This window comes from Lonsdalea quercina (assembly GCF_900107885.1).
GTDB classification, from domain to species: domain Bacteria; phylum Pseudomonadota; class Gammaproteobacteria; order Enterobacterales; family Enterobacteriaceae; genus Lonsdalea; species Lonsdalea quercina.
The window spans coordinates 217,040-243,594 of the sequence record NZ_FNQS01000006.1 but is presented as its reverse complement, the minus strand read 5'-3'; the positions used below and the strand labels follow the sequence as shown (position 1 = coordinate 243,594).

The 26,555-nt window shown below is 57.2% G+C and carries 22 protein-coding genes; 9 read left to right on the top strand and 13 right to left on the bottom strand.

Annotated features, from left to right (window positions below):
• Positions 1-69: 69 nt before the first annotated feature.
• Together argB and argC are read right to left on the bottom strand one after the other, a co-directional pair.
• Entirely contained in the window at positions 70-843 is a 774-nt protein-coding gene (argB, locus tag BLU64_RS10585) for an acetylglutamate kinase (protein WP_026743943.1), read from the bottom strand.
• A gap of 23 nt (positions 844-866) precedes the next feature.
• Complete coding sequence (argC, locus tag BLU64_RS10580; protein WP_026743942.1) at positions 867-1,871, bottom strand: N-acetyl-gamma-glutamyl-phosphate reductase; 1,005 nt, start codon at positions 1,869-1,871, stop codon at positions 867-869.
• Between the two features lie 206 nt (positions 1,872-2,077).
• Here argC and argE point away from each other — a divergent pair, with 206 nt between their 5' ends.
• Entirely contained in the window at positions 2,078-3,229 is a 1,152-nt protein-coding gene (argE, locus tag BLU64_RS10575; RefSeq protein ID WP_074728650.1) for an acetylornithine deacetylase, read from the top strand.
• A gap of 528 nt (positions 3,230-3,757) precedes the next feature.
• Positions 3,758-6,397 (top strand): phosphoenolpyruvate carboxylase, encoded by a 2,640-nt coding sequence (ppc, locus tag BLU64_RS10570; RefSeq protein WP_074728648.1) that lies wholly within the window; start codon positions 3,758-3,760, stop codon positions 6,395-6,397.
• A gap of 153 nt (positions 6,398-6,550) precedes the next feature.
• On the opposite strand, the gene BLU64_RS10565 is transcribed toward ppc, so the two are convergent.
• The 4 genes from BLU64_RS10565 to BLU64_RS10550 all read right to left on the bottom strand — a co-directional run bounded on the left by BLU64_RS10565 (position 6,551) and on the right by BLU64_RS10550 (position 10,711).
• Complete coding sequence (locus tag BLU64_RS10565; protein ID WP_074728646.1) at positions 6,551-7,333, bottom strand: tyrosine-protein phosphatase; 783 nt, start codon at positions 7,331-7,333, stop codon at positions 6,551-6,553.
• Positions 7,334-7,365: 32 nt separating this feature from the next.
• Positions 7,366-8,124 (bottom strand): uridine phosphorylase, encoded by a 759-nt coding sequence (gene udp / locus BLU64_RS10560; RefSeq protein ID WP_074728644.1) that lies wholly within the window; start codon positions 8,122-8,124, stop codon positions 7,366-7,368.
• A 246-nt stretch (positions 8,125-8,370) separates the two neighbouring features.
• Positions 8,371-9,534: an ABC transporter substrate-binding protein gene (locus BLU64_RS10555; RefSeq protein ID WP_244888423.1), complete on the bottom strand. Its 1,164-nt coding sequence runs from the start codon at positions 9,532-9,534 to the stop codon at positions 8,371-8,373.
• A gap of 430 nt (positions 9,535-9,964) precedes the next feature.
• A complete protein-coding gene (locus BLU64_RS10550) occupies positions 9,965-10,711 on the bottom strand; it encodes an SDR family NAD(P)-dependent oxidoreductase (RefSeq protein WP_074728640.1) in 747 nt (248 codons plus the stop codon).
• A 689-nt stretch (positions 10,712-11,400) separates the two neighbouring features.
• On the opposite strand from BLU64_RS10550, the gene BLU64_RS10545 reads away from it, so the two are divergent.
• Positions 11,401-12,411, top strand: coding sequence for a GntR family transcriptional regulator (locus BLU64_RS10545; protein WP_026743935.1), 1,011 nt, complete (start codon positions 11,401-11,403; stop codon positions 12,409-12,411).
• Between the two features lie 335 nt (positions 12,412-12,746).
• Here the strand turns inward: BLU64_RS10545 and metE are convergent, their stop codons facing one another.
• Positions 12,747-15,014 carry a 5-methyltetrahydropteroyltriglutamate--homocysteine S-methyltransferase gene (metE, locus tag BLU64_RS10540; protein WP_074728638.1) on the bottom strand — a complete coding sequence of 756 codons (2,268 nt, stop codon included), beginning with the start codon at positions 15,012-15,014 and terminating at the stop codon, positions 12,747-12,749.
• A 104-nt stretch (positions 15,015-15,118) separates the two neighbouring features.
• Between metE and metR the strand changes: the two genes are divergently transcribed.
• Positions 15,119-16,057 carry an HTH-type transcriptional regulator MetR gene (gene metR, locus BLU64_RS10535; RefSeq protein WP_074728636.1) on the top strand — a complete coding sequence of 313 codons (939 nt, stop codon included), beginning with the start codon at positions 15,119-15,121 and terminating at the stop codon, positions 16,055-16,057.
• On the opposite strand, the gene BLU64_RS10530 is transcribed toward metR, so the two are convergent.
• The 6 genes from BLU64_RS10530 to BLU64_RS10505 form a co-directional block, all read right to left on the bottom strand.
• The gene (locus BLU64_RS10530; protein WP_074728634.1) at positions 15,960-16,859 is read right to left on the bottom strand and encodes a carboxylate/amino acid/amine transporter; all 900 of its coding nucleotides are present in this window, start codon (positions 16,857-16,859) and stop codon (positions 15,960-15,962) included. The genes metR and BLU64_RS10530 overlap by 98 nt on opposite strands.
• Positions 16,860-16,990: 131 nt before the next feature.
• Positions 16,991-17,527: a lipid IV(A) palmitoyltransferase PagP gene (gene pagP, locus BLU64_RS10525; RefSeq protein ID WP_235195125.1), complete on the bottom strand. Its 537-nt coding sequence runs from the start codon at positions 17,525-17,527 to the stop codon at positions 16,991-16,993.
• Between the two features lie 303 nt (positions 17,528-17,830).
• Entirely contained in the window at positions 17,831-18,649 is an 819-nt protein-coding gene (gene cysE, locus BLU64_RS10520) for a serine O-acetyltransferase (RefSeq protein ID WP_074728632.1), read from the bottom strand.
• A gap of 110 nt (positions 18,650-18,759) precedes the next feature.
• The gene (gene gpsA / locus BLU64_RS10515; RefSeq protein ID WP_074728630.1) at positions 18,760-19,776 is read right to left on the bottom strand and encodes an NAD(P)H-dependent glycerol-3-phosphate dehydrogenase; all 1,017 of its coding nucleotides are present in this window, start codon (positions 19,774-19,776) and stop codon (positions 18,760-18,762) included.
• Entirely contained in the window at positions 19,776-20,249 is a 474-nt protein-coding gene (gene secB, locus BLU64_RS10510; RefSeq protein WP_026738436.1) for a protein-export chaperone SecB, read from the bottom strand. Before secB ends, gpsA begins: the two co-directional genes overlap by 1 nt.
• 123 nt (positions 20,250-20,372) lie before the next feature.
• Entirely contained in the window at positions 20,373-20,807 is a 435-nt protein-coding gene (locus BLU64_RS10505; RefSeq protein ID WP_026743928.1) for a rhodanese-like domain-containing protein, read from the bottom strand.
• A 302-nt stretch (positions 20,808-21,109) separates the two neighbouring features.
• Between BLU64_RS10505 and envC the strand changes: the two genes are divergently transcribed.
• The 5 genes from envC to rfaC all read left to right on the top strand — a co-directional run bounded on the left by envC (position 21,110) and on the right by rfaC (position 26,423).
• A complete protein-coding gene (gene envC, locus BLU64_RS10500; protein ID WP_026743927.1) occupies positions 21,110-22,387 on the top strand; it encodes a murein hydrolase activator EnvC in 1,278 nt (425 codons plus the stop codon).
• A gap of 2 nt (positions 22,388-22,389) precedes the next feature.
• Positions 22,390-23,343 (top strand): divergent polysaccharide deacetylase family protein, encoded by a 954-nt coding sequence (locus tag BLU64_RS10495; RefSeq protein ID WP_074728628.1) that lies wholly within the window; start codon positions 22,390-22,392, stop codon positions 23,341-23,343.
• A gap of 98 nt (positions 23,344-23,441) precedes the next feature.
• Positions 23,442-24,374 carry an ADP-glyceromanno-heptose 6-epimerase gene (rfaD, locus tag BLU64_RS10490; protein ID WP_026743925.1) on the top strand — a complete coding sequence of 311 codons (933 nt, stop codon included), beginning with the start codon at positions 23,442-23,444 and terminating at the stop codon, positions 24,372-24,374.
• A 31-nt stretch (positions 24,375-24,405) separates the two neighbouring features.
• A complete protein-coding gene (gene rfaF, locus BLU64_RS10485) occupies positions 24,406-25,458 on the top strand; it encodes an ADP-heptose--LPS heptosyltransferase RfaF (RefSeq protein WP_026743924.1) in 1,053 nt (350 codons plus the stop codon).
• The gene (gene rfaC / locus BLU64_RS10480; RefSeq protein ID WP_026743923.1) at positions 25,455-26,423 is read left to right on the top strand and encodes a lipopolysaccharide heptosyltransferase RfaC; all 969 of its coding nucleotides are present in this window, start codon (positions 25,455-25,457) and stop codon (positions 26,421-26,423) included. Before rfaF ends, rfaC begins: the two co-directional genes overlap by 4 nt.
• Positions 26,424-26,555 lie beyond the last annotated feature (132 nt).

Below are 26,555 nucleotides of genomic sequence, written 5' to 3'. Positions count from 1 at the left end.
GCCCGCCAGAAAGACTGTCTTACGCCGACTCGCCCGGCACGGGCGAATCCGGTGTAGATAAATGCGGCATTACGCCGAAATACGCGTGCCGATAGAGACGCCGTTAAACAACGTCGGCAGCAGCTCGGCATGACGCCAACTGGCGATATCCACGGGCCGCCTCAATACACGCGCGGCTTCCAGCGCGGCGTTGACCTTGACCACCATGCCGTCGGTGATGATGCCTTGGGCAATTAACGCCTCGGCCTTCTCCGCCGTCATCTCTTCGATACGCTGGCCTTTGCCGTCCAGAATACCGCTGACGTCAGAGAGCAAAATCAGGTCCGCGCCCAGCGTTTGAGCCAGCGCCGTCGCCGCCTGGTCAGCGTTGACGTTCATGAGTTCACCTTCCGCAGTTATGCCGATGGAGCTGATGACGGGCAGATAACCGGCCCCCAGTAGCGTTGTGAGTAAAGCGGGAGAACCTGCTTCCGCCTTGCCGACATGACCCAACTCGTCGTCCAGCCGCGTCACCACCGTACTGCCGCCATCAGCCAGACACAGCCCGACGGCCTGAATGCCGTGCTTTACCGCCCATGACAGCAGCGTTTTGTTGGCGGAACCCGCCAGCGCCCCGGTGATGATGTCGATCTGATCCGCAGGCGTAACGCGCAGACCCTGTTTTTTCACGACGGGCAGCGACAGCTTTTTCATCAGGTCGTCGACCAGACAACCGCCGCCGTGCACGATGACCAGAGGGCGCTGATGCTGCTGACGATACTCAACCAGCGCGTCGAACAAACGCATTAGCGCCTCTTCACTATCCAACAATACGCCACCTAGCTTGATAATTAACGGATTCATGGGTCTTTGCGCCTCAGAAATAATCAGAGTAAGGACTGGGTTTCAGGGAAACCAAAACGAATATTCATGCACTGTACCGCCTGCGCCGCCGCGCCTTTCAGCAGGTTGTCTTCGGTGGATACGACGATCAAATGTTCATCCTGCACCGAGAAACCGATATCGCAAAATGGCAGACCGACCACGGATTTCAACGCCGGAACACCTTTAGCGTAGATCCGGACCAGCGGCTTGTCGTGGTAGGCGTTGTAGTAGGCTTCAGCCACATCCTGTGCGGTCACGCCGGGACGCAGACGGCAGGTAATCGTTGCCAGAATGCCGCGCGGGAAATTACCCAGGTGCGGGGTAAAAATCACCGGAATCCCCAGATGAGCGACGATTTCGGGCTGATGCCGATGGGTGAAGAGTCCGTAGGGCTTCAGGCTGACCTCGCAGAAGCTGTTGGTCATGGTGGCCTTGCGTCCGGCCCCGCTGACGCCGCTGGTGGCGTCGATCACGGGCCATTGGTCGATATTCAGCAGACCGCTTTCCACCAGCGGCTTCAGCGCCAGCTGAGAGGCCGTGGGGTAGCAACCCGGCACGGCGATCAGCTGCGCCTGTTTGATCTCATCAGCCTGCCACTCGGCCAGCCCATACACGGCCTGCGCCAGCCAGTCGGCGTGCTGATGGTCGAAGCCGTAATAGCGGCTGTAAAAATCGGCGTCCTGCACGCGGAAGGCGCCGGACAAGTCAAACACGGTGCAGCCCGCCGCCAAAAATTGCGGCGCCAGATCGTGGCTCACCTTGTGGTCAGTGGCTAAAAACACCACGTCGACGCCTTTGGCCGCATCGGCAACGTCGGTGAGCGGTTGGACAGGTAAGTCGATAACGCCTTTAAGCTGGGGATGCAGTTCGGAGAGTGATTTTCCCGCATCTACACTTTGCGCTGAAACCGCCAAAGCGGTTATGTTCATCTGAGGGTGACGGTTCAGGTACAGTGCCAGCTCCGCGCCGGTATAACCACTTGCACCTACTATCAACGTATTCAACATGAGATCCGTGTACCTTTGTTATATCGCGATCGGTGAGACGAGAGCCGGGGACTGATGCGGATAAGCCGCTCCCCCCACGATGCCAGAAAAAAGCATAAGCGCGGTCCGCGCCGCAGTTTGTGATTTTCTTTCACCTGGCAATACTGTATTTTTATTCAAAATAAATGCATGAATATTGATACTATTCAAACCAGAGGCTGTCAACAGTGAAGATGAATTTACCCCCTTTTATTGAGCTGTACCGGGCATTGATCGCTACGCCATCCATTAGCGCCACCGATAGCGACCTGGACCAAAGTAATGAAAACTTAATCAACCTGTTGGCAGGCTGGTTTACCGATCTGGGCTTTCACGTTGAAGTCCAGCCGGTACCCGGCACGCGTCATAAATTCAACATGCTGGCGCGCCGGGGAGAAGGCAGCGGCGGCCTACTGCTGGCAGGACATACCGATACCGTACCGTTTGACGACGGGCGCTGGACGCGCGATCCCTTTACCCTGACCGAACACGACAACCGGCTTTACGGTCTGGGTACCGCCGACATGAAAGGGTTCTTCGCTTTCATTCTGGATACGCTGCGCGACATCGATCCGGCCACGCTAACCAAACCGCTTTATATTCTGGCGACGGCCGATGAAGAGACCACGATGGCAGGCGCCAAATATTTCTCCGAATCCACGCGCATCAGGCCGGATTGCGCCATCATCGGCGAGCCGACCTCACTGCAACCGGTGCGCGCGCACAAAGGCCATATGTCCAAAGCGATACGCGTTCAGGGTCAGTCTGGTCACTCCAGCGATCCGGCGCGCGGGGTCAACGCCATTGAATTGATGCACGAGTCCATCACTCACCTGATGAAATTGCGCAATACCCTGCAAGAGCGCTATCACAATCCCGCATTCCACATCCCCTACCCGACAATGAACTTCGGGCATATTCACGGCGGCGACGCGGCCAACCGCATCTGCGGCTGCTGCGAACTGCATATGGATATCCGCCCGCTGCCCGGCATGGCGTTGAACGATATCAACGGCCTCGTGACCGAGGCGCTGGAGCCGGTCAGTTCCCGCTGGCCGGGACGCTTGACCATCAACGAACTGCATCCGCCCATTCCCGGCTATGAGTGTCAGGCCGATAGCCCTCTGGCGCAGGTGGTGGAAAAGTTGTTGGGACAACCGACGGAGGTAGTGAACTACTGTACCGAAGCGCCGTTTATCCAGCAGCTTTGCCCAACGTTGGTGCTCGGCCCCGGTTCCATCAATCAGGCACATCAGCCGGATGAGTACATCGATACGTCGTTCATCAAGCCGACACGTACGCTGATCGCACAGCTGATTCATCGTTTCTGCCAGCATTAATCTCTCCGTCTTGCCTGTCATCGATAGGCAAGACGCGTTCCCTTCAACATCGGTAATTCTTCACGGTTTACCTCTGCGCCTCACCGCTCGCGGCCTGGAAGCGTTAGCTTCAGCGTCTTCCAACAGATCTCCATGTAAAAATTTATTCTGAATAATCACTAAATAAGCAGTGATGGACGCTATCAGAGCGGACTATATGTGAAATAAAAAACCACAAAATACGCCCAAGGCGGCACGATTAATTACGTGAAAACACAAAAACCCTGCTTTTTTACGGGTTTTTACCCCTAGGGAACATCTCATCAACCCTTGTCCTATCTGGGTTTGTCTGGCCTTAATAAGCTAGTCTTATCTTAGGGATCAGGTGATGAAATTTCGCAAATTGCCTTTTCCCTACAGAAACGGGTACAACTGTAAAGATAGTGCTCACCACAGACGGGCGCGATCCTCTATTGCCAGACAAAAACATCACTCCACGTTTAAAGCGTAATATTTTCACAGGACAACGAGAGACGGGTCAGGACAAATATGAATGAACAATATTCCGCAATGCGCGGCAACGTCAGTATGCTCGGCAAACTGCTTGGGGACACCATCAAAGACGCATTGGGAGAAAACATACTTGAGCGTGTTGAAACCATTCGAAAACTTTCCAAAGCCTCCCGCGCAGGCAGCAATGAACATCGACAACAGCTGCTAAATACGCTGCAAAACCTTTCTAACGAAGAACTTCTGCCCGTTGCACGCGCTTTTAGCCAGTTTCTCAACCTGACCAATACCGCCGAGCAATATCACACCATCTCCCCGCACGGAGAAGCGGCCAGTAACCCCGAAACGCTGGCGCTGGCCATTCGCCGTCTGAAAGACAACGACAAACTGGACGAAAATCAGATCCGCGAGGCCGTGGAATCGCTCTCCATTGAATTGGTCCTGACCGCGCATCCGACTGAAATTACCCGTCGTAGCCTGATTCACAAACTGGGTGAGGTAAACCACTGCCTGAAACAGCTCGATCACGACGATCTGGCGGATTATGAGCGCCATCAGATCATGCGCAGACTCCGTCAGCTCATCGCTCAGTACTGGCACACGGACGAGATACGTAAAGAACGCCCCACGCCGGTCGATGAAGCCAAATGGGGCTTTGCCGTGGTTGAAAACAGCCTGTGGGAGGGCGTTCCCGCCTTTCTGCGCGAGCTGGACGAACAGCTGGAGCGGGAACTCGGCTATCGTCTGCCGGTGGAGGCAACGCCTGTCCGATTCACCTCATGGATGGGGGGAGACCGCGACGGCAACCCTAACGTCACGGCGACGATCACTCGTCGCGTGCTGCTGCTGGGTCGCCGAAAAGCGGCGGCGCTGTTTTTGAACGACGTGCAGGAGCTGGTTTCCGAGCTGTCGATGTCTATGTGTACGCCCGAATTGCAGCAGCTGGCCGGCGGCGACAGCGTACAGGAGCCGTATCGCGAGTTGATGAAGAAAATGCGCGCGCAGCTTGTCGCGACGCTAAACTATCTCGATACCCAGCTCGAAGGGAAATCCGCCCCCGAGCCGCAGGACCTGCTGGTCTGTAACGAGCAGTTGTGGGATCCGCTGTACGCCTGTTACCGCTCTCTGCACAGCTGCGGCATGGGCATCATCGCCGACGGGCGGCTGCTGGATACCATGCGCCGTGTACACTGCTTCGGCGTACCGCTGGTCCGCATCGACGTCCGTCAGGAGAGCACGAATCACACCGAAGCGATCGCCGAAATTACCCGCTATCTGGGACTGGGCGACTACGAGAGCTGGTCGGAAGCCGATAAACAAGCTTTCCTGATCCGAGAACTCAACTCCAAACGTCCGCTGCTGCCGCGCCAATGGCAGCCAAGCCCTGAAACGCAGGAAGTGCTGGATACCTGTCAGGTCATTGCACAAACCCCGCAGAACGCCATCGCGTCTTACGTCATTTCGATGGCCCGCACGCCGTCCGACGTTCTGGCCGTCCACCTGCTGCTCAAGGAAGCCGGTTGCCCCTATACACTGCCGGTGGCTCCTCTGTTCGAAACGCTGGACGACCTGAACAACGCCGACAGCGTGATGACGCAGTTGCTGGATATCGACTGGTATCGCGGCGTGATCCAGGGCAAACAGATGGTCATGATCGGCTATTCCGACTCCGCCAAAGATGCGGGCGTGATGGCGGCCTCTTGGGCTCAATACCGCGCGCAGGATGCGCTAATCAAAACCTTCGAGAAATATGGCGTGGCGCTGACGTTATTCCACGGTCGCGGCGGCTCTATCGGCCGAGGCGGCGCCCCGGCGCATGCCGCGTTGTTGTCGCAGCCGCCGGGAAGCCTGAAGGGCGGTCTGCGCGTCACCGAACAGGGCGAAATGATCCGCTTTAAATTCGGCCTGCCGGAAGTCACCATCAGCAGCCTGTCGCTGTATACCTCCGCCATCCTGGAAGCCAATCTGCTGCCGCCGCCGGAGCCGAAGAACGAGTGGCATCACATCATGGACGAGCTGGCTCGCACCTCTTGTGAAATGTACCGCTACTACGTCCGCGAAAATCCAGAGTTCGTCCCCTACTTCCGCGCGGCGACGCCGGAACAGGAGTTAGGCAAACTGCCGCTGGGCTCCCGCCCGGCCAAACGTCGGCCAAGCGGAGGCGTGGAAAGCCTGCGCGCCATCCCGTGGATTTTCGCCTGGACGCAAAACCGTCTGATGCTGCCGGCCTGGCTGGGCGCGGGCGCGGCTTTGCAGAAGGTGATGGATGACGGCAAACAGGATCAGTTGGAAGCGATGTGCCGCGACTGGCCGTTCTTCTCCACTCGTATCGGCATGCTGGAAATGGTGTTCTCTAAAACCGACCTGTGGTTGGCGGAATATTACGATCAGCGATTGGTGCAGGAGAATTTATGGCCGCTGGGCCATCAGCTGCGCGCGCAGTTGGAAAAAGACATCAAAGCCGTGCTGACCATTTCCAACGACGACCATCTTATGGCGGATCTGCCCTGGATCGCGGAGTCTATCTCGCTGCGCAACGTCTATACCGATCCACTCAACGTCCTGCAGGCCGAACTGCTGCATCGCTGCCGCCAGCAGGAGACGCCGGACCCCGATGTCGAGCAGGCGTTGATGATCACCGTCGCCGGTGTCGCCGCGGGGATGCGCAATACCGGTTGATTCCGGCGAGTTGAAAGAGGGTGGAACCTTCCCGCCCGTCTGACCGAGACAACGCGTTCTACGCCGTCGTCTCGGCCCAGGCCTTTTCTCCACCTGCGGGCCGACCCTGCCACGATCGTGCGGCAAGATCGGCCCGTTGTTTTGCTAGCATGCTTAATCTAAATAGCGTTCGCGCAAGCGTTCCCGCGCTGACGCATCCAATCCGTAATCCCGCATCAACCAGTTGTCTATCGAGCCGTGCCGCTCACGTATCGTCCGCAGCGCCGTCTGCAGAAACTCCTCTCGAGCTGACAAAATAAAAGCGAACGGCCGCATTGCCGCCTCGCCGAGCACGGGCGTCAGCTCCTCGATCAGACGCTGGCGGAACGGCTCCAACGTGGTTTCTGTCAGGAGATAATCGTCCATTACCGTCTGTTCATCCGCCCCCAGCGCGAATAACACCAGCGCGACGCCGACGCCCGTCCTATCCTTGCCGACCGCACAATGCTGTACCAACGCGCCCTGGTCCGGCGCCTGCATCAACTGGACCAAGCAGTGGTAGGCGTGGTTGTCGAACGGCAGCCGTTCGTACACGGTGAGCATGAAAGCGCGTGCGTCCAGCTCGGCCAGTTTCTCCGGTCCCAACGATTCAAGATTGGCCGTCACCTCATGACTTGGAGGGTTAGCCGGCACGCCATGATAGCTGACACCCGCCCACAGCCGATCCGGACGCAGCGCGGCCTCCGAGATATCGCGATAATCGACCACATGCGCGACCGGCATACCGGCCAGATACGTGCGATCCTGATCGCTCAGTTCATCCAGCGCGCCAGCACGCAGCAGCTTGCCGGGGCGCACACGCCGACCGTCGGCTGCGGCCAGCCCGCCCAGATCGCGAAAATTGATCCCGCCGTTCAGCGGCAGGACGGAAGGATGCAGCGTCTTGGCTAACGTCATAGCGTTCCTTTAATGAGTGTAAATGAAGGGATTCAGGAGAGCAGCATGCGCGCCGCCGCCAGCACCACGTTCACCGACGCGGTTTCGGCCAGTTTCATCGTGGCGGCGTCGGGAGTTTCCTGCTGAGTGCGATTTACGATAACGCCCGCGACCATCCCCGCGCGCAGCCCCTGGCTGGCGCACATCGTCAGCAGCGTTGCGGACTCCATTTCGTAGTTCAGCACCCCCATGCTCTGCCACTCCTCCATCGACCCACGGAAACGGCGCACCACCCGGCGCGAGAAGGTATCGTAGCGCTCCTGCCCCGGATAAAACGTGTCGGAAGAGGCGGTGACGCCGACATGCAGCGTATGACCGGCGGCGCGGGTGGCCTCCACCAGCGCCGCCGTACAGGCGAAGTCCGCGACGGCGGGGAACTCCATTGGAGCGAAATGCAGGCTGGCTCCATCGAGACGCACCGCCGCCGTCGTCACCAGCACATCGCCGACGGCGATATGAGGCTGGATAGCCCCGGTCGTGCCGACGCGCAGAAACGTGCGAACGCCCAATTGCGCCAGTTCTTCTACCGCTATCGACGTGGAAGGCCCGCCGATGCCGGTCGAGCAGATGATCACCGGCTTACCCGCCAGCTCGGCGCGCCAGGACGTGAATTCGCGGTGAGATGCCAGAAAGACCGGTTTCTCCATCAGAAGGGCGATTTTCTCTACCCGCGCCGGATCGCCCGGCACAATCGCCAGTTCAGCACCATGAACATCTTCCTGGGTTAATCCCAGATGAAATACGTCAGACATATCGCTCTCCATCGATGTAGTGAATCAGAGGGCATCGCCTTGACCTAGCGTCGCTTACCCGGCAACTCAGTGAATTCGATCGATCCCGAAAGGGATAATCATTTATTGCTACCACACTATTATGAATAGATTTTTTTGTAATGCGATAAGGTCGACGAGGTCGCTCAGTCCATGAGACACGTCAGCGCGCCAGGAGTCATGCGCCAACATCGCGTACGCCAGACGGGCTTATCCGCGTATGAGCGATCAGGCATGGACGAAGTCTTGCCAACGCCGCACGAGATAGTTGTGTTCATCCATCACCGAATTCCAGACGGCAATATGCCCCATGCGCTGCTCGTAACTGCCTCCGTCGCGCAGTTCGCCCGGCATAATCAGAGGATTGCCGTGGGCATCCGGCAGCGTTTCGGCTGCGGGTTTGCCGCCGTACCAGAAATCCCATTCGGCGTCAGAAAGATAGGTGCGCGTACGCTGCGGATTGGAAATATAGTAGCCCTGCCGCGCCATGACCGCCCCCGGCCAGCCGGACTGCCACCAGTTAAGATAATCATAGGCGGCCTCTTTTACGCGCCCGCTGACGCAGCGCGACATCGACAAACCGCCGTACCAGGCGCGATAGCCCTCGCGCGGCACCGCCAGCTTGAACCCTTTTTGGCGGAAGTGATGACGAAAATACGTCGGCGCCCACAGGCTCTGTATGCACACCAGCTGATTGCCAATAAGTTTGCTGGCCTCATCATGCGTAGAACCCAACGCGGCAAAATGTCCTTGCCGGCGCAGGCCAGCCAATACGTCGGCCAGCCGGTCGATCTCTTCCAGCGTCAGGTTTCCCACGTTGCCGAACTTGAGCCGTCCACGCGCTTGCACCGCCAGCACGGCGTCCAACACGCCCATTGAGGCTTCATCCTGTAACGCGACCTGACCAAAGAATGCGGGATCCACCAACCATCCCCAGCTCTCCTCCTTACCGACGAGTGAAGCCGGCAGCCTCTCGACCTGATAGGCGAAGCTGTCCGTGTTGTGCGTCAGCGGAAGCATACTGATTTTATCGGTAGGGTGAGCGCCCAGTTCGCCATTATCCTGTACATACAGGCGATGCGAGGGTTCGCTGCCGCGGCTCAGCGCTTGGCCGGGCAACAGCCTGCCTCGCTTCGGGAGGTCGTTAATTTCATCCCAATACTGTAGTTTGGCGATCTCAAGCGGCTGGATTGCCTGTGCGGGCCAGACAAAGTCGATATTGTGAAACCACTGGTCGTATAGATCGTAACTTTCGGGGTGCATAACGGCGATGCGCTGCGCTTCTTTAACGCTGCATACCTGATAGTCGATACACATGCCTAAATCCTGCTCGGCCTGCTTTCGCAACAGCTCCAGCAGCGTCACTGAGGTTCCCAGTACTCGTAAGGTCACACCGCTGCTCTTCATCATTGACCACCGCTTTTCATGATCAAGGTAGTCTGAAAGCGACCCATGCCGCTTTCGCGTTTTGAAAGCCAGTTTCCCCGCCTCATGATGTTCCCTCGCCGCAAGGGCGCGGAGAGATCACTGGCTGTTCGCCGAGGTACTGACGGGGAGAAACGAGAAAAGATCCCCGGAGAATGGCGGGGATGTGCTTTTTTTTCACAATAATAATACCTTTAAAACTCAATTGAGACGGGCCATACCGACGTCACCATCAATAGGCACACCGTTAAACAGCCCTGAAAATCTTTCGTGAAAGCGCGCGTGAGCCGGTGAGAACGCTATTGTGGCACCCTTGCCTACAATCGACGATACCGCAATCATCAACCGAGGCCGTTAGCGGGAGCGTCGCCCGAACTCAACGTCGGCATTTGACGGATCACGGCATGACGTCGCCGGAATTCGGCCCCAGCGTTTGACCGACGAAGAGGTTGCCGCCGGGATCGCTAGCCAGCAGCAGCGCGGCCGGCGCTACCTCGCAAGCGTTTCCGAACCGCCCTAACGGCAGCTCGGCGGCTTTGGCCTTTTTCCAATCGCTGCTGATACCGTCAATCATCGGCGTTGTTATCGGGCCGGGAGCGATGGCATTGACCAGCACGTTGTGCGGCGCCATCTCCAGCGCCAACGATTTAGTAAATCCAATGACGCCGGCTTTCGCCGCCACATAATGGCACAGTTCGGCTCCGCCTTTGATACCGAGCTGAGAGGCGATATTGATGATGCGCCCCCAACGCTGACGCCGCATCCACGGCAGCGCCCGCTGGGAAGAGAGAAATACGCTGCGCAGGTCTACCGCCATCATCTCCTCCCACATCTCCAGCGTGATCGCCTCACAGGGCGCCTGCGTCAACAGCCCCGCATTATTAATCAGTACATCGATACCGTCGTAGTACCGAACGCAGTCATCAACGCTTTGCTGCGCTCCCGACGGCGTCCCAACATCCACGACGCTGCCATAGCATTCAACCCCGCGTTGGCGACAACGCTCGACGACGCATTCCAGCCCTTCCGCATTGCGATCGGACAATAGCAGGCGCGCGCCATAGTGTGAGAAAAGTTCGGCGATAGCGAACCCTATACCGCTGGCCGCGCCGGTGATAACAACGCGTTTTTCCTGTAATGACATTACATCCTCCCTAATCCGGCCGCTGTGGAGAGACCGTCGTCGATAATCAAAGCGCTGGCTAGGGCGCGTTCTATGCGTATAGCCAGCACATAAAATATAAATAGCAGATAATCAGACGAAAAAAGCGATCCCACCGGCGAATGCGGGATTTTATCCCACGATGTTTAGCAATAACCGCGAGCACAACCTCCGGGTCATCACGCTCATGGGCTGTCATTATCCTTCGCCAAAGCACGACCAGCGGATAGAGGAGGTCTTTCCCCTATCCCGCCAACGCCGGACACCGAGGATCTCTTCAGTCATCTGTTTTTCCACACAAAATGCGTTTGATCCGTCGAAAACGCCATAAAGCGCCTAAAATAGATAGCTTTCTATTTAATTGGCGCGTCACTATTCGCCAGTAATATGGGCGATTGAGACCCAAAAAAAACAAAAGATTATCGCCAATAACAAAAATATCAGATAAATATCTCGTAAAATATTGAAAAACAATAACACACCGACATATACACCTAAAAAATCACGCCTTCGATGAGTATTATCCATAAACGTATCTTATATTAAAACATCCATTATCGAGCGTGAAATATCCAATTAGACTGTTTTTTAACCGCCATCAGTCACGCACATCGCCGCAGAGGTGTGCGATAATGGCGTCATGCGCATGGCAGGAGACGATGTCATAAAGGATGTTAACTACACACGATAATAAAAAACCGGACATTCGTGGCACAGCACGTTACGAAATGATCCATCAGGTATTGCAGCAGGCCATCAAGGCAAACACGTTGCCTGTCGGATTGGTCATGCTGGAAGGACCGCTTGCCGAATTGTTCGGTACCAGTCGCGTTCCCGTCCGGCGGGCTCTTGGGCTTTTGCATGAAGAAGGGTTGATTCGCCGCTTCGAAGGCCGTGGTTTCATCGTCGCGGCGGAGGCTCAGGAAATCGAACCTGTGCGTATGCCGCTCAACCGCACCATGCTGGGGTTTGATCAGCAGCAAGAGCTGGTGGACACGCGCAGCACCGGTGAGAAAGTGCTCAGCGACCTGCATGAAGCGCTGTCTACCTGTATGGTCTTCGGTCATTACCAGCTCAACGAGGCCAATGCGGCCGAGTTTTACCACGTTAGCCGCAATGTCATCCGCGAAAGTCTGATGCGACTGCGCGATCGCGGTCTGGTAGAGAAAGAGCCTTACTCTCAATGGCTGGCCGGACCGCTGACCGCCCGTGAAATCCGCGAGCACTATGAAGTACGAGCCAGTCTTGAACCCGCCGCTCTGCGTCGGGCAGGCCCCCTTATCCCTCAGAGACATATCGATGCCAGTCTGACGCATATCGAGCGTATTCGAACCAGTAAAGTCAGCACGGGAGCCGAACTCGAGCAGGTAGAAGACGATCTTCATCTGCTCAGCCTGGAGTTTGCGGGCAACCGCACGTTGGTTGATATTCTTCGGCAAAGTCACTCTACCTTGACTATCGCGCGCATCTTCCATGAAACGCTCTCGCTGCCCGTTGATGAAGCTATGGTAAACGAGCATCAGGTGATCTACGAACAACTGCTTGAAGGGGACTGGGACCTCGCAGCACAGACCCTGGATGAGCACCTGGCGAATGCTCAGAATCGAACGCTGAAAAAGCTAAAAGTCCTGTCCGTACTCCCGGAACCCACGCTCCCCCCCTATCTGCAACGCCTCAGCTGACCGTCGGCACTTTCAGGCAGCAAAGAACGCCTTTATCGCAGCGATATGAAGAGACTCTCCGCAAAGACATCGTCCCATAGCGATTCAAACGCCCCGTCGCCGTCTTCGGCAGCGGAGGCTGAAACACGCCTATTGACCGGCTGTCGCGACACTGCCGCCTCAGACGATAAAAGAGTAAAAGCGAGTGAAAAAACCGGGAGAACGCGCAATAAAAAACAGGGAAACTCTCGTTCCCCCGTTGAGACATCAATGAGCCTGCGGGTGGCTCATGCCTGCGGACTGATACGTCCCGGCGAAGCGCCGGGACACTGACGGGACGGCTCTCTCGTCAGCGATCAGGCCTGCGTTTCTCGCAGACGTTTGGCCGCCTGCACCATGTTGGCCAGTGATTGACGCGTCTCCGGCCAACCGCGAGTTTTCAGACCGCAGTCCGGGTTCACCCACAGACGATCGGCAGGGACGTATTCCGCCGCCTTGCGCAGCAGCGCTTCAATCCATTCCACGCTCGGGACGTTCGGCGAGTGGATGTCGTAGACGCCGGGACCGATTTCGTTCGGATATTCGAACTCTTCGAACGACTCCAGAAGCTCCATGTCGGAACGCGAGGTTTCGATGGTAATGACATCAGCATCCAGCGCGGCGATGGAATCCATGATGTCGTTGAACTCGCAGTAACACATGTGGGTGTGGATCTGCGTGTCGTCCTGAGCAATCGCGGCATTCAGACGGAATGCTTCCACCGCCCATTCCAGATAGGCTTTCCAGTCGGAGCGATGCAGCGGAAGACCTTCACGCAGCGCCGGTTCGTCGATTTGGATGATACCAATGCCGGCTTTCTCCAAATCTTCCACTTCGTCGCGCAACGCCAGCGCAATCTGCTTGGCGATGGTTTCACGGCTGACGTCTTCACGCGGGAATGACCAGCACAGGATGGTCACCGGACCAGTCAGCATGCCTTTCACCGGCTTGCTGGTTAACGACTGCGCGTACTTCGCCCACTCGACGGTAATCGGTTCCGGACGGCTGATGTCGCCGATGATCACGGGCGGTTTCACGCAGCGGGAGCCGTAGCTCTGAACCCAGCCGTTCTGCGTGAAGACGAAACCGTCCAAATGTTCGCCGAAATACTCGACCATGTCGTTACGCTCGGCTTCGCCATGCACCAGCACATCCAGATCCAGACGCTCTTGCTCGGTGATCGCCTGTTTGATATGTTCGGCAATCCCCGTCCGATAGTGCTGTCCATCCAGACGCCCCTGTTTGAAGTCCAGACGCAAACTGCGGATTTCGGTGGTTTGCGGGAATGAACCGATGGTCGTCGTCGGCCATGACGGCAGTTGGAAGCGAGCGCGTTGGGCTTCCGCACGCTGCGGATAAGGATGCTGGCGCTGGCTGTCTTTCGCCACAATGGCGGCCAGACGTTTTTCCACCGCCGCATTATGTACGCGGGTGGAGGTGCGACGAGCGCGGATCGGCGCGCTGTAGACTTCCAGCGGTTTACCGTCGCCGCTGTTCAGCGCGGTGGTCAGCAGTGACAGCTCACTACATTTTTGCAGCGCGAACGCGAACCAGCTTTTCACTTCATCATCGAGACGCGTTTCTACGCTCAGGTCGATAGGACTATGCAGAAGAGAACAGGAGCTACCGATCCACAGCGTACGTTTCCCGACCAGCGGCTGGAGGCGTTCATACCAGGTGCTGAGATCTGCACGCCAGACGTTACGACCGTTGATGACGCCGAGAGACAGTACCCAATCCGCCGGTAGCTGTGCGTTCAGCGTCGCGGCGTCGTCTTTGCCGTGCACCAGGTCAACGTGCAGCCCCTGAACCGGCAGCCCTTTGATGGTATTCAGATTCTGGCCGATGCTATCGAAATAGGTGGTCAGCAGCAGTTTCACCTGCCCTTGCAGTGCGTCGTACGCCGGTTTGAACGCCGTCAGCCATTTGTCTTCAAGTTCCAGCACCAGCGCCGGCTCGTCGATCTGCACCCATTCGATACCGCGTTTCGCCAGTTCACCGAGAACCTGTTTGTACACCGGCAGGATATCGTTCAGCAGCGACAGGCGATCGAACGCCGCGCCTTTCACTTTACCCAGCCACAGATAGGAGACCGGTCCCAATAGGACGGGCTTGACTTTATGACCCAGCGCCAACGCTTCATCGACTTCGTCCAGCAACTGCGTCCAGGTGAGTTTGAAACGCTGACCCTGGGTAAATTCAGGCACCATGTAGTGGTAGTTGGTATTAAACCACTTGGTCATTTCCGCTGCGGCAGCCGGTTCGCCGGTGGGCGCACGGCCACGACCGATGCGGAACAGCGTATCCAGATCGACGGAGCCATCCGCATTCTGGTGACGCGCCGGCACATTGCCGAGCAGCAGGCTGGTGGTTAATACATGATCGTACCAGGCAAAATCGCCCACCGGCAGCAGGTCCACGCCAGCATCCTTTTGTTGCTGCCAGTGACGAGCGCGCAGATCGCGACCGACAGCCAGCAGTTCTTCCTGGGTGGTGTTTCCTGCCCAATAGCTTTCCTGCGCTTTTTTCAACTCACGACGTAAGCCGACGCGAGGAAAACCGAGAGTATGATTTACAATTGCCATGCTTGAATTCCCATTTAGCCGTCCAGATGTTTACACATCCATAATCCGCAGGTAGTGTAGTAAGCACAAGCGCAATTTATTCATTGTCACTGTGAAGGACTCTCATGATCGAACTAAAACACTTACGGACGCTGCTGGCGCTGCGCAATACAGGATCGTTAGCCGCCGCCGCCGCACAGCTCCATCAAACGCAATCCGCGCTATCGCATCAATTTAGCGATCTGGAGCAACGTTTGGGATTCCGGCTATTCGTCCGTAAGAGCCAACCGCTACGATTCACTCCACAAGGAGATATTTTGCTGCAGTTGGCGGAGCAGGTGCTGCCGCAGATCCAACAGGCGCTGCAGGCCTGCCACGAACCTCACCAGGCCACGCTGCGTCTGGCCATTGAATGCCACAGCTGCATTCAGTGGCTGACGCCAGCGCTGGAAAATTTTCATCAGAGCTGGCCGCAGGTCGCCATGGACTTCAAGTCCGGCGTCACGTTCGACCCGCAGCCGGCTTTGCAGCAAGGAACGCTGGATTTGGTGATGACTTCAGATATTTTGCCGCGTAGCGGTCTGCACTACTCGCCGATGTTCGACTTCGAAGTCCGACTGGTGCTGTCCCCCGACCATCCGCTGGCGGCCAAAGAACAGATCGACCCGGAAGATCTCAGTGAGGAAACGCTGATGATTTACCCCGTGCAGCGCCAGCGCCTGGATATCTGGCGCCACTTCCTGCAACCAGCGGGCGTCAGCCCGGCGCTGAAGAGCGTGGACAATACGCTGCTGCTGATCCAAATGGTGGCGGCCCACATGGGGATCGCCGCGCTGCCGCACTGGGTGGTGGAGAGTTTCGAACGTCAGGGACTGGTCGTCACTAAAACGCTGGGGAAAGGATTGTGGAGCCGGCTGTACGCCGCAGTGCGCGATGGCGAGCAGCGTCAGCCGGTGATTGACGCTTTTATTCGTTCGGCGCGTCAGCACGCCTGTTCGCATCTGCCGTTCGTGCGGGACGCTTCGCAACCCAGCGCTGATGTACCCACAACGACGATAGAATAACGGCCGAGCCGACGATAAAGCTCGGCCAATGCGGTCGTTCCTGCCAAATCGCGAAATTGACCAACAGGCCTGCCGGAACGTGAAAGTTGTTCATAATTCCCAACGTTCCGGCATCCACCTGCGTCGCGCCATAGTTCCACATGAAATAACCGATGCCGGACGCCCCAATTCCCAGCCATACCAGTACGCCCCACTGCACAGAAGTGGTCGGCAACTTATGCGCGTCGCCGAACAGCAGCCAGGCCGCCACCGAAACGCCCAGCGCCCCCAGATAAAACCAGGAGAATGCGCTGTGCTGCGGCATGGGGTAGACCTCCATCAGCCGCTTGTAGCCAACCTGTCCGATGGCAAAGAAGATATTGGCCGCCTGCACCAACAACAAGCCCCACCAGAACTGTCCGCTGATGCCGTCGTAACGAATCACCGCCGCGCCCGCCACGGCCAGCAGCGCACTGAGCGCGTAGCCCCAACGCAAGGGTTCCCGTTTTAGCAGATCGTAAATCAACGTCACATATAGCGGCGTCATGACGGTAAACAGCAGGAACTCCGGCACGGTGAGATAGAGATAGGCCTGGAAAGCGAACAGGTACATGATGCCCAGTTGACAGGCGCCCACCAGCAGATAAAGCAGCAGCGCCCGCGGCGCATAGCCCCGCCAGCGCAGGAAAGGCAGAAAGATGAGGGCGGCTAGCCCGACGCGCACCAGCACCGAGAACCAGCTGTCGACGTGACCCGCCAGGTATTCGCCAATCAGGCTGAAGGAAAAGGCCCATAGGATAGTCGTAACGATCAGTAATAGCACGGGGTGACTCACTCAAATAGCGCTCAACAGGAACCACTATTGTAAATGAGTTCTACGCGGGATTTTTCACCAATGCGGTTGACAACCGAACAAATAAAGCGCGATTGTCAGCCGCATTTCACGTTAACAACTTAGAATTGCCAGCGCAGCCAGGCGAAGAAGACGTTGCCGTTGTTGTATGTTCCAGGAATGTAGGTTGCCTGGAAAGACAAACGCTGATAGTTGATCGAGGCCAGCGGCAGGAGCACCGGAATCGGGATGTAGTTCCAGTTATCCCGCATGGTTACGCCCGCCGTGAAGCCCAGCCCCAGATGGAAATCGCCATTGACCGTCGGCTGCCAGCGTTTTTCATAGCCGTAGCCTCCAATCGGCTCCCACTTGTTAAATGAGTCCTTGAACGCCATCAGATACAGGCCATGCCAGTCGCCGTCCTGATCAAACCGCGTCACGCCGAAGCCCGCGCCCCATGGACGCTCATTGTAGCGATCGGTCTTTTCCTTGTCGTAGGTCCAGCGGTTATGCCAGGTGATTGTCGGTACGTAGAGATCGTAAGACTGCGGCGCGCTCCAGGTCGTGGACAGATTGGTTTTGGCCCGTTGCCAAAACCCCGCCTCCGACGCCGTCGTTTCCTGCTCTTCCGCATTTATGGAAGCGTTTTTGGAAGCCATATCTTCAGCCATCACCGGGGCCGAGAGTACGGTCAAAAGGGGTAAACACCGAGAAGGTACAGCTAATTTCAACAACATATCCAGTTCTCAATTACTCATAAAATCCGCACAGCCGCTGTCAAGGCGGTGTCTTTTCAGAGGGTGCGGCGATGGGGAAAGATAGAAATAACATGTGTGGTCTCAGGCAAAAAAATCGCGTTGCTCTTCAGGAAGATCACACCACGAGGACAGGCGACGCAAAGCGTTTCGCCCGAGAGTGCGGCCTCATTCCAGAGCGCTTGAGAGCATCAAGATCGACGGCGCTCAAATGCCGTCTCCGTATTCAAAACCGCGAGCGCCGTTGAAATACTGATCCATATCCATGGAAGGTTTATCTGTTTCAGGTCGACCCACGATACGCGCCGGCACACCGGCGGCGGTGGTATGAGGAGGAACCGGTTGCAGCACCACGGAGCCGGCGCCGATTTTGGCTCCACGTCCCACCTCAATGTTTCCTAAAATTTTGGCGCCAGCGCCGATCATCACCCCTTCACGAATTTTGGGATGGCGATCGCCGGACGTTTTACCGGTTCCGCCCAGCGTGACCGACTGAAGAATCGACACATCGTTTTCCACGATAGCGGTCTCGCCGATGACGATCCCCGTCGCATGGTCCAGCATGATGCCGCAGCCGATGCTCGCCGCAGGATGGATATCCACCCCAAAGGACACTGAAATCTGATTTTGAAAGTAGGCCGCCAGCGCCCGGCGATCCTGTAACCAGAGCCAATGACCGATGCGATAGGCTTGCAACGCGTGAAACCCTTTCAGGTAGAGTAAAGGCGTAGAATACTTATCCACCGCGGGATCGCGCAGGCAGACGGCTTGAATATCGCGCGCGGCGGAGACAATCATCTGAGGATCGGCCCCGTAGGCCTCTTCCAGCACTTCACGAATGGCAATGGCGGGCATGGTGGAGCTGGCCAGCTTGTTGGCCAGCATGTAGCTCATCGCGCTGCTCAGATTCTCATGTTTCAGTAACGTCGCATGAAAAAAGCTGGCCAGCATGGGTTCGCCCTCGGCCAGACTTCGCGCCTCATCTTTGATGTTTTTCCAGACCAGCTCTAATTCATCATTAGACATTGCAACCGTCCTCCGAAGTCCATCGCGTACTAAAGTCATGTCTTCTCTCTGCAGGACAAAACGCGATAGGCGCCATCAGTCGGCGAATACCCGTTATCCTTGAAAAGGGATTAGCTGGCGCTCTCGTCCTTACGCGACCGGCCCAGCAGGCTCAGCGCGGCTTCTCGTGCATCTTTGCCGCAGTAAAGCACCTGCCACAACTGTTCGGTAATCGGCATCTCGACGTTAAGACGCTTGGAAAGGGCCATGACTTCTTTTGTGTTACGGTAACCTTCCACGACCTGACCAATCTGGTCACGGGCCGCATCGACGCTCATCCCCTGCCCCAGCATCATGCCAAAACGTCGGTTACGCGACTGATCGTCGGTACAGGTCAGAACCAAATCGCCCAATCCGGCCATCCCCATAAACGTCGAAGGGTCCGCCCCCAGCGCAACGCCAAGGCGAGTCATTTCCGTCAGGCCGCGGGTAATCAATGCCGTACGGGCATTCGCGCCGAAGCCCATCCCATCAGACATGCCCGCGCCAATGGCGATAACGTTTTTAACCGCACCGCCCAGCTGCACGCCGATAAAATCCGGATTTCGATAAACCCGGAAGCTCTTGCCGCAGTGCAGCAGTTCCTGCAGGTCATCGGCAAACTGGCTGTCCGTCGACGCCAGCGCGATAGCGGTAGGCAGGCCGGCAGCCAGCTCTTTGGCGAATGTCGGCCCCGACAGCACCGCCAAAGGTATTGCGTCGCCCAACGCTTCTCGCGCCACGTCCTGTAAGAGACGCCCCGTTTCAGCTTCCAGCCCCTTGGTCGCCCAAACGATGCGCGCATCCGCGCGCAGATGCGGCTTGATCTGGCGCAAGACGTCGCCAAAGACATGGCTCGGCACCACCACCAGAATATTTCGGCTGGCGGCCACGGCACGCGTCAGATCGCTCTCCAGCAGCAACGTATCCGGAAAAGGCACATCCGGCAGAAACGCTTGGTTGCACCGGGCATCCTGCAACGCCTGCACGTGGACAGGATCATGACCCCAGAGCACCACGTCATGGCCGTTGCGCGCCAGTGTGATCGCCAGTGCGGTGCCGTAGGAGCCGGCGCCGATAACGGTCATGGAAGCATCAGGCATGTTCATCAGGCATCCAGCTGCGGCGCGGCGGCGCCTTCTTCGGAAGCTTGCTGTTCCAGGTAGTTCATGAACAGAGCATCAAAGTTGACCGGTGCTAGGTTCAACTGCGGGAAAGTACCGCGGGAAACCAGGCTGGTGATGCATTCGCGCGCATACGGGAATAGTACGTTCGGGCAGTAAGCGCCCAGGCAATGAGCCAGCTGCGGACCTTCAAGACCGGAAACGGTGAAAATACCCGCCTGCTGAACTTCACACAGGAACGCCGTTTCTTCACCCAGCAGCGCAGTCACCGTGACACGCAGTACCACTTCATAGACGTCATCGGCCAGCTGGCTTGACGCCGTATCCAGATCCAGTTTGACCTCTGGGCTCCACTCCTGCTGAAACACCTGCGGTGCCTTCGGCGCTTCGAAAGAAATATCTTTAGTGTAGATACGTTGGATTTGGAATGAAGTTTCGACGTTGTTGTGTTCGGACATAGTTAAAAATACCTTTTGTTAGATTTCCTTGACGCGCTTCCCTGTCTGCGGAAAGTCAACGCCATCGCTAAGGGCCCGCGCCCGGTCAATCATTGCCGCAGGCGCGACGAACGGCCGTCCGGGTTACTTGCCGCGGACCAGTGGAAGGTTCTCGCCGCTCCAACCCGTAAGACCCTCTTTCAGGATCACGACGTGGGTAAAGCCCGCATTGAAGAGCTGCTCCGCCGGCTGACGAGAAGACATCCCGTTAGCGCAAACCACGATGACAGGCTGAGCCTTGTGTTTTTCCAGTTCGCCCAGGCTACCGTTTTTAATATCGTTAGGTAACAGGTTGATGGAACTGGCGATGTGTCCACGGCGATACTCTTCGCGCGTACGCAAATCCACAACGACCGCATCTTCTTTATTGATGAGTCGGATTGCTTCTGTACGAGCAACCTCCTTCACCTTCGAAAACTTACTTTTAAACGTAAGCACAATGACCATAACAAGCAACACAACCCAGGCCAGGCTGAGGATCGGGTGTCTGCTAACGAATGGCATAATCTCTTGCATAATGTCTTGCATGAGGTGTAACGACTCCGGAATCAGTTAAGCAATCAATATTGAGGTGTTTGAGTATACCTGCGCGATAGGGCAAATACAGCCTGAAAGCCAATATCGCCGAGCGAATCTGCGCGTAGCTACATAAAAACCCGCCATAAAGCGCCGCGAACGATCATTTTATGCGGAGAGCCTTCTACTTATCTATTATTGATGTCATTGCAGCCTGCGCCGACGCCTCTCGCACACAGTTAGTAATAGAAACCCTGAGTGAGACAACTGGTCAGCGGCTGTGCATCGTGGAATAATCCATCATCATGAATAAAAGCGCGTTTTCTGTACCGTTACGGACAACAGGCCGCCAACGTCGGCGACTTCGCTGCGCCAGTGCATTATGCATTGGCGCTTTGCTATTGCCGTTTTGCAGCGCGGCCGACGACAGCCAGCAACAGCTCAAATCTTTGCAGCAGAATATTGCGGCTAAAGAAAAGAGCGTGCGAGAGCAGCAACAGCGGCGCAGCGCGCTGCTGGAGCAGTTGAAACGGCAGGAACAGTCGATTTCACAATCCAGCCGCCAACTGCGGGAAACGCGCGGCACGTTGGAGAGTCTCGCGCAGGAAATCAAGGCGCTCAACGCCTCCATCACCAAACTGCAGTCGCGACAGAAAGCGCAGGAGCAACTGCTCTCACAACAGCTGGATGCCGCCTTCCGTCAGGGTCAGCACAGCGGGATTCAACTCATTCTGAGCGGCGAGGAAAGCCAGCGTCGCGAACGTATTCTGGCGTATTTCGGCTATCTAAATCAGGCCCGTCAGGAATCTATCGCCCATCTGCAGCAAACGCGCACCGACCTTGCACAGCAAAAACAGGCGCTGGGAGACCGGCTGGCGCGTCAGCAAAGTTTGCTCAGCGAACAACAGCAGCAGCAGAAAACTCTCGAACAGGCCCAGGGCGAACGCCAGAAAACGCTGAGCACGCTGGAAAGCACGCTGGAAAAAGACCAACAGCAACTGACTGAACTACGCCAGAACGAAGCGCGCCTGCGCGACAAAATCGCCCGCGCAGAACGGGAAGCGCGCGCGCGCGCCGAGCGAGAAGCCCGGGAGGCTGCGCGCGTCAGAGAGAAAGAAGACAAGGCCAAACGCAGCGGCACCCGCTATACCCCCACCGACAGCGAACGTTCTTTGATGGCGCGCACCGGCGGACTGGGAAGACCGGATGGACAGGCCTTCTGGCCGATTCGCGGCCAAACCCTGCACCGTTACGGCGAGCCATTGCAGGGCGAACTTCGCTGGAAAGGACTCGTGATCGGCGCACCGGAAGGCACCGAGGTCAAGGCTATCGCCGACGGCAGCGTGCTGATGGCCGACTGGCTGCAAGGCTACGGTCTAATGGTCGTGGTTGAGCACGGTAAAGGCGACATGAGCCTGTATGGATATAACCAGAGCGCACTGGTATCCGTCGGCGACAAGGTCAAGGCAGGACAACCTATCGCGCTCGTCGGCACCAGCGGCGGACAAAGCCAACCGGCGCTGTATTTTGAAATTCGACGTCAAGGTCAGGCCGTTAACCCACTCCCCTGGTTAGGAAGGTAGTTTTGCGTCCATTCATTTCTCGCGTTATCTCGGCTATCGCCCTGTGTGGCCTGGTTGTTCCAGCCTGGGCCGGCAAACTGTCCATCGTTATCGACGACTTCGGCTACCGCCTCCACGATGAACGACAGGTGCTGGCTATGCCGACGGCAATTTCCGTCGCGGTGCTGCCGAACGCGCCTAACGCGCGAGAAATGGCGACGGAGGCCCACCAGCAGGGCCACGAAGTCCTGATCCATCTGCCCATGGCCCCGATGAGTAAGCAGCCGCTGGAGCGTGATACTTTGCGTCCGGACATGAGCAGCGAAGAGATTCAGCGCATTCTGCGCGAGGCAGTCAGCAAAGTCCCCTATGCCGTCGGGCTGAATAATCACATGGGCAGCGCCATGACCGCCAGTCTGCCGGGAATGCAGAAGGTCATGCAGGCCATGACCGCATACCCGCTCTACTTTCTGGACAGCATGACAATCGGCAGCAGTCAGGCCAGCCGCGCAGCGGAAGGCACCGGCGTCAAAGTCGTCAAGCGCAGGGTTTTTCTGGACGATAGTCAGAACGAAAACGACATTCGCAAACAATTCAACCGGGCCGTCGAGCTGGCCCGCCGCAACGGTTCCGCCATCGCCATCGGGCATCCGCATCCGAACACCCTTCGCGTACTTCAACAGATGCTGCCCACGCTGCCGCCCGATATCGTGCTGGTGCGGCCTAGCCAGTTATTGAACGAGCCTCAGGAACCGCAGCATTACCGGACGGTGCCGGTTTACACCGCATCGAAAAACGCGTTCCGCGCGCCGCAGCAGTGCCGCGCTAAACATCAGCTGCCGCCGATGCCTCAACCACAGGTGCTTAGCCAGCTTAGCGAGAACATGGGCAACAGCGTTCCCGTCGTCTATCTCAAGCAACGTTGGCAAACCTGGATGGGCGCCCCCTTCACCGGGACATCGCCTGTCGAAAACTAATGCCAAGCTGTCCGCTGGAAAATGAAATGCTATGATAGCGCCCAATAGATAGCGTGAGGCGCGGTGCCTCACCTAACAGCTTAGCAAGGGTAACTCCCATGATTATCGTGACTGGCGGCGCCGGCTTTATCGGCAGCAATATCGTGAAAGCCTTGAATGACCAGGGTTACCGGGACATTCTGGTAGTTGATAACCTGAAAGACGGCACCAAATTCGTCAACCTGGCGGATCTGGATATCGCCGACTACATCGACAAAGAAGATTTCATCGCCAATATCGTCGCCGGCGACGATTTAGGTGACATCGAAGCGATTTTCCACGAGGGCGCCTGCTCTTCCACCACCGAGTGGGACGGCAAGTACATGATGGATAACAACTATCAGTACTCCAAAGAGGTGCTGCATTACTGCCTGGAACGCAGCATCCCCTTCCTGTATGCCTCTTCCGCCGCCACCTATGGCGGACGTAGCAAGGATTTCGTGGAAGAGCGTCAGTTCGAACAGCCGCTAAATGTCTACGGTTACTCCAAATTCCTGTTCGATCAGTACGTGCGTGAAATCCTGCCGCATGCAGGCTCGCAGGTCTGCGGCTTCCGCTATTTCAACGTCTACGGGCCGCGTGAAGGCCACAAAGGCAGCATGGCCAGCGTGGCATTCCACCTGAATCAGCAAATCCATCAGGGCGAAAATCCGAAGCTGTTTTCCGGCAGCGAAAGCTTCAAGCGCGACTTCGTCTATGTCGCCGACGTCGCCGCCGTGAACCTGTGGTTCTGGAAACAGGGCGTCTCCGGTATTTTCAACTGCGGGACTGGCCGGGCTGAGTCGTTCCAGGCCGTCGCCGACGCCGTGCTCGAGTATCACAAGACCGGCAGCGTTGAGTACATTCCCTTCCCGGAAAAACTGCAGGGCCGCTATCAGTCCTACACTCAGGCGGATCTGACCAAACTGCGCGCGGCCGGTTATGACAAGCCGTTCCACACCGTCGCTGAAGGCGTAGCCGACTACATGGCCTGGCTTAACCGCGACGCGTAATCCTGCGTTACCGTAGGGGATATCGAACGGTATGAAAATTCTGGTAATCGGTCCATCCTGGGTTGGCGACATGATGATGTCGCACAGTCTTTATCGCACGCTTAGGACCGAACTCCCGGATGCTGTCATCGACGTGATGGCGCCGGCCTGGTGTCGTCCGCTGCTGGCTCGCATGCCGGAAGTGAATCAAGCGCTGGCTATGCCGCTGGGCCACGGCGCGCTCCAGCTGGCTGAGCGTCGCCGTCTGGGCATCGCACTTCGGCCTCAGCGCTACGATCGTGCATACGTCCTGCCTAACTCATTCAAATCCGCGTTGGTGCCGTTTTTCGCGCAGATACCCCAGCGCACCGGCTGGCGCGGCGAAATGCGCTATGGATTGCTGAATGACGTTCGCGTGCTGGACAAGGCGGCCTTTCCGCTGATGGTGCAACGATACGTTGCGCTCGGCTATGACGCGAAGGCGATGAACAGCGCGGACGATCTGCCCGCCTCACTGCCGTGGCCGCAGTTACAGGTCTCCGAGACCGAAATCTCAGCGGCACTCGCCGAGTTCAGCCTGCCGGGCGACCGGCCGCTGATCGGGTTCTGTCCCGGCGCGGAATTCGGTCCGGCCAAACGCTGGCCGCATTACCACTACGGCGCACTGGCTCAAGCGCTGATCGAACGCGGCTATCAGGTCGCGCTGTTCGGTTCAGCCAACGACCGTCAGGCAGGCGAAGACATTCGCAACGCCCTGACAACACAGGCTCAGGCCGATTGCTTCAATCTGGCAGGCAATACCACGCTGGATCAGGCGGTCGTGCTGCTCGCCGCCTGCCGCGCCGTGGTCAGCAACGACTCCGGTCTCATGCACGTCGCCGCCGCGCTGAATCGGCCGCTCGTCGCCCTCTACGGTCCCAGCAGTCCCGACTTCACTCCGCCGCTTTCCAACGACGCGGAAGTGATCCGCTTGATCAGCGGCTACCATCGTGTACGCAAAGGCGATGCGGAACAGGGGTATCATCAGAGCCTGATCGACATTCATCCGGAACAGGTGCTGAACGCGTTGGAAAAACATGTGAATGTGCGAGGAGCACAGGCATGAGAGTGCTGATTGTGAAAACCTCCTCGATGGGAGATGTCCTGCACACCCTACCCGCATTAACCGACGCGATGCATGCCGTGCCCGGCATCCAATTCGACTGGGTGGTGGAAGAGGGATTTTCCCAAATCCCTGGCTGGCATCCGGCCGTTGACCGGGTCATCCCAGTTGCAATTCGCCGCTGGCGCAAAAGCTGGTTCAGCCCCGCCGTTCGCCAGGAGCGTTCTACGTTTAAACAAATGCTGCGTTCCCGACGTTACGATGCGATCATCGACGCGCAGGGACTGATCAAAAGCGCGCTGTTGGTCACGCGCCTGGCGCGTGGTAATAAACACGGGCTGGACTGGAAGAGCGCCCGCGAACCGCTGGCCAGCTGGTTTTATCAATACCGTCACCGAGTGGCGCGCGAGCAGCATGCCGTCGAGCGCATTCGTGAACTGTTCTCAATCAGCCTGAACTATCGCCGACCTACGGAAGCCGGGGATTTTTCAATTGCAGCCAAATTCCTGACCTCCCCCCCGGAAGACGCCGGGCGTTATCTGGTCTTCCTGCACGCCACCACCCGCGACGAGAAGCACTGGCCGGAAGATCACTGGCGCGAACTGATCGCGCTGACGCAACCGAGCGGCCTACGCATCAAACTGCCGTGGGGAGCGGATCATGAGCACCAGCGCGCGCTACGGCTCGCGAAAGGTTTCCCCCACGTGGACGTTCTGCCGCGGCTGAATCTGGAACAGGTGTCCAGGGTATTGGCCGGCGCAAAGGCCGTCGTATCGGTGGATACCGGGCTGAGTCACCTGACGGCGGCGCTCGATCGGCCGAATATTACGCTCTATGGCCCGACGGATCCGGGACTCATCGGTGGATACGGGAAAAATCAGACCGCCGTCGTATCCCCAGATAAAACGATGTGTTCAATCACCAGCGCTGATATTTTTTCCCGCTTGCCGCTTGATCAAAAAACATGATTCTAACGACAAAAAGACAAATAAGAATATTCCATCTCATCAATGGGATACTTTGATGTCATGTTTAACCTTGATGATATGAAGCATACAAAATACAGAATAGGGAGCTGGAGATTCTTCCCAGAAGGTAAA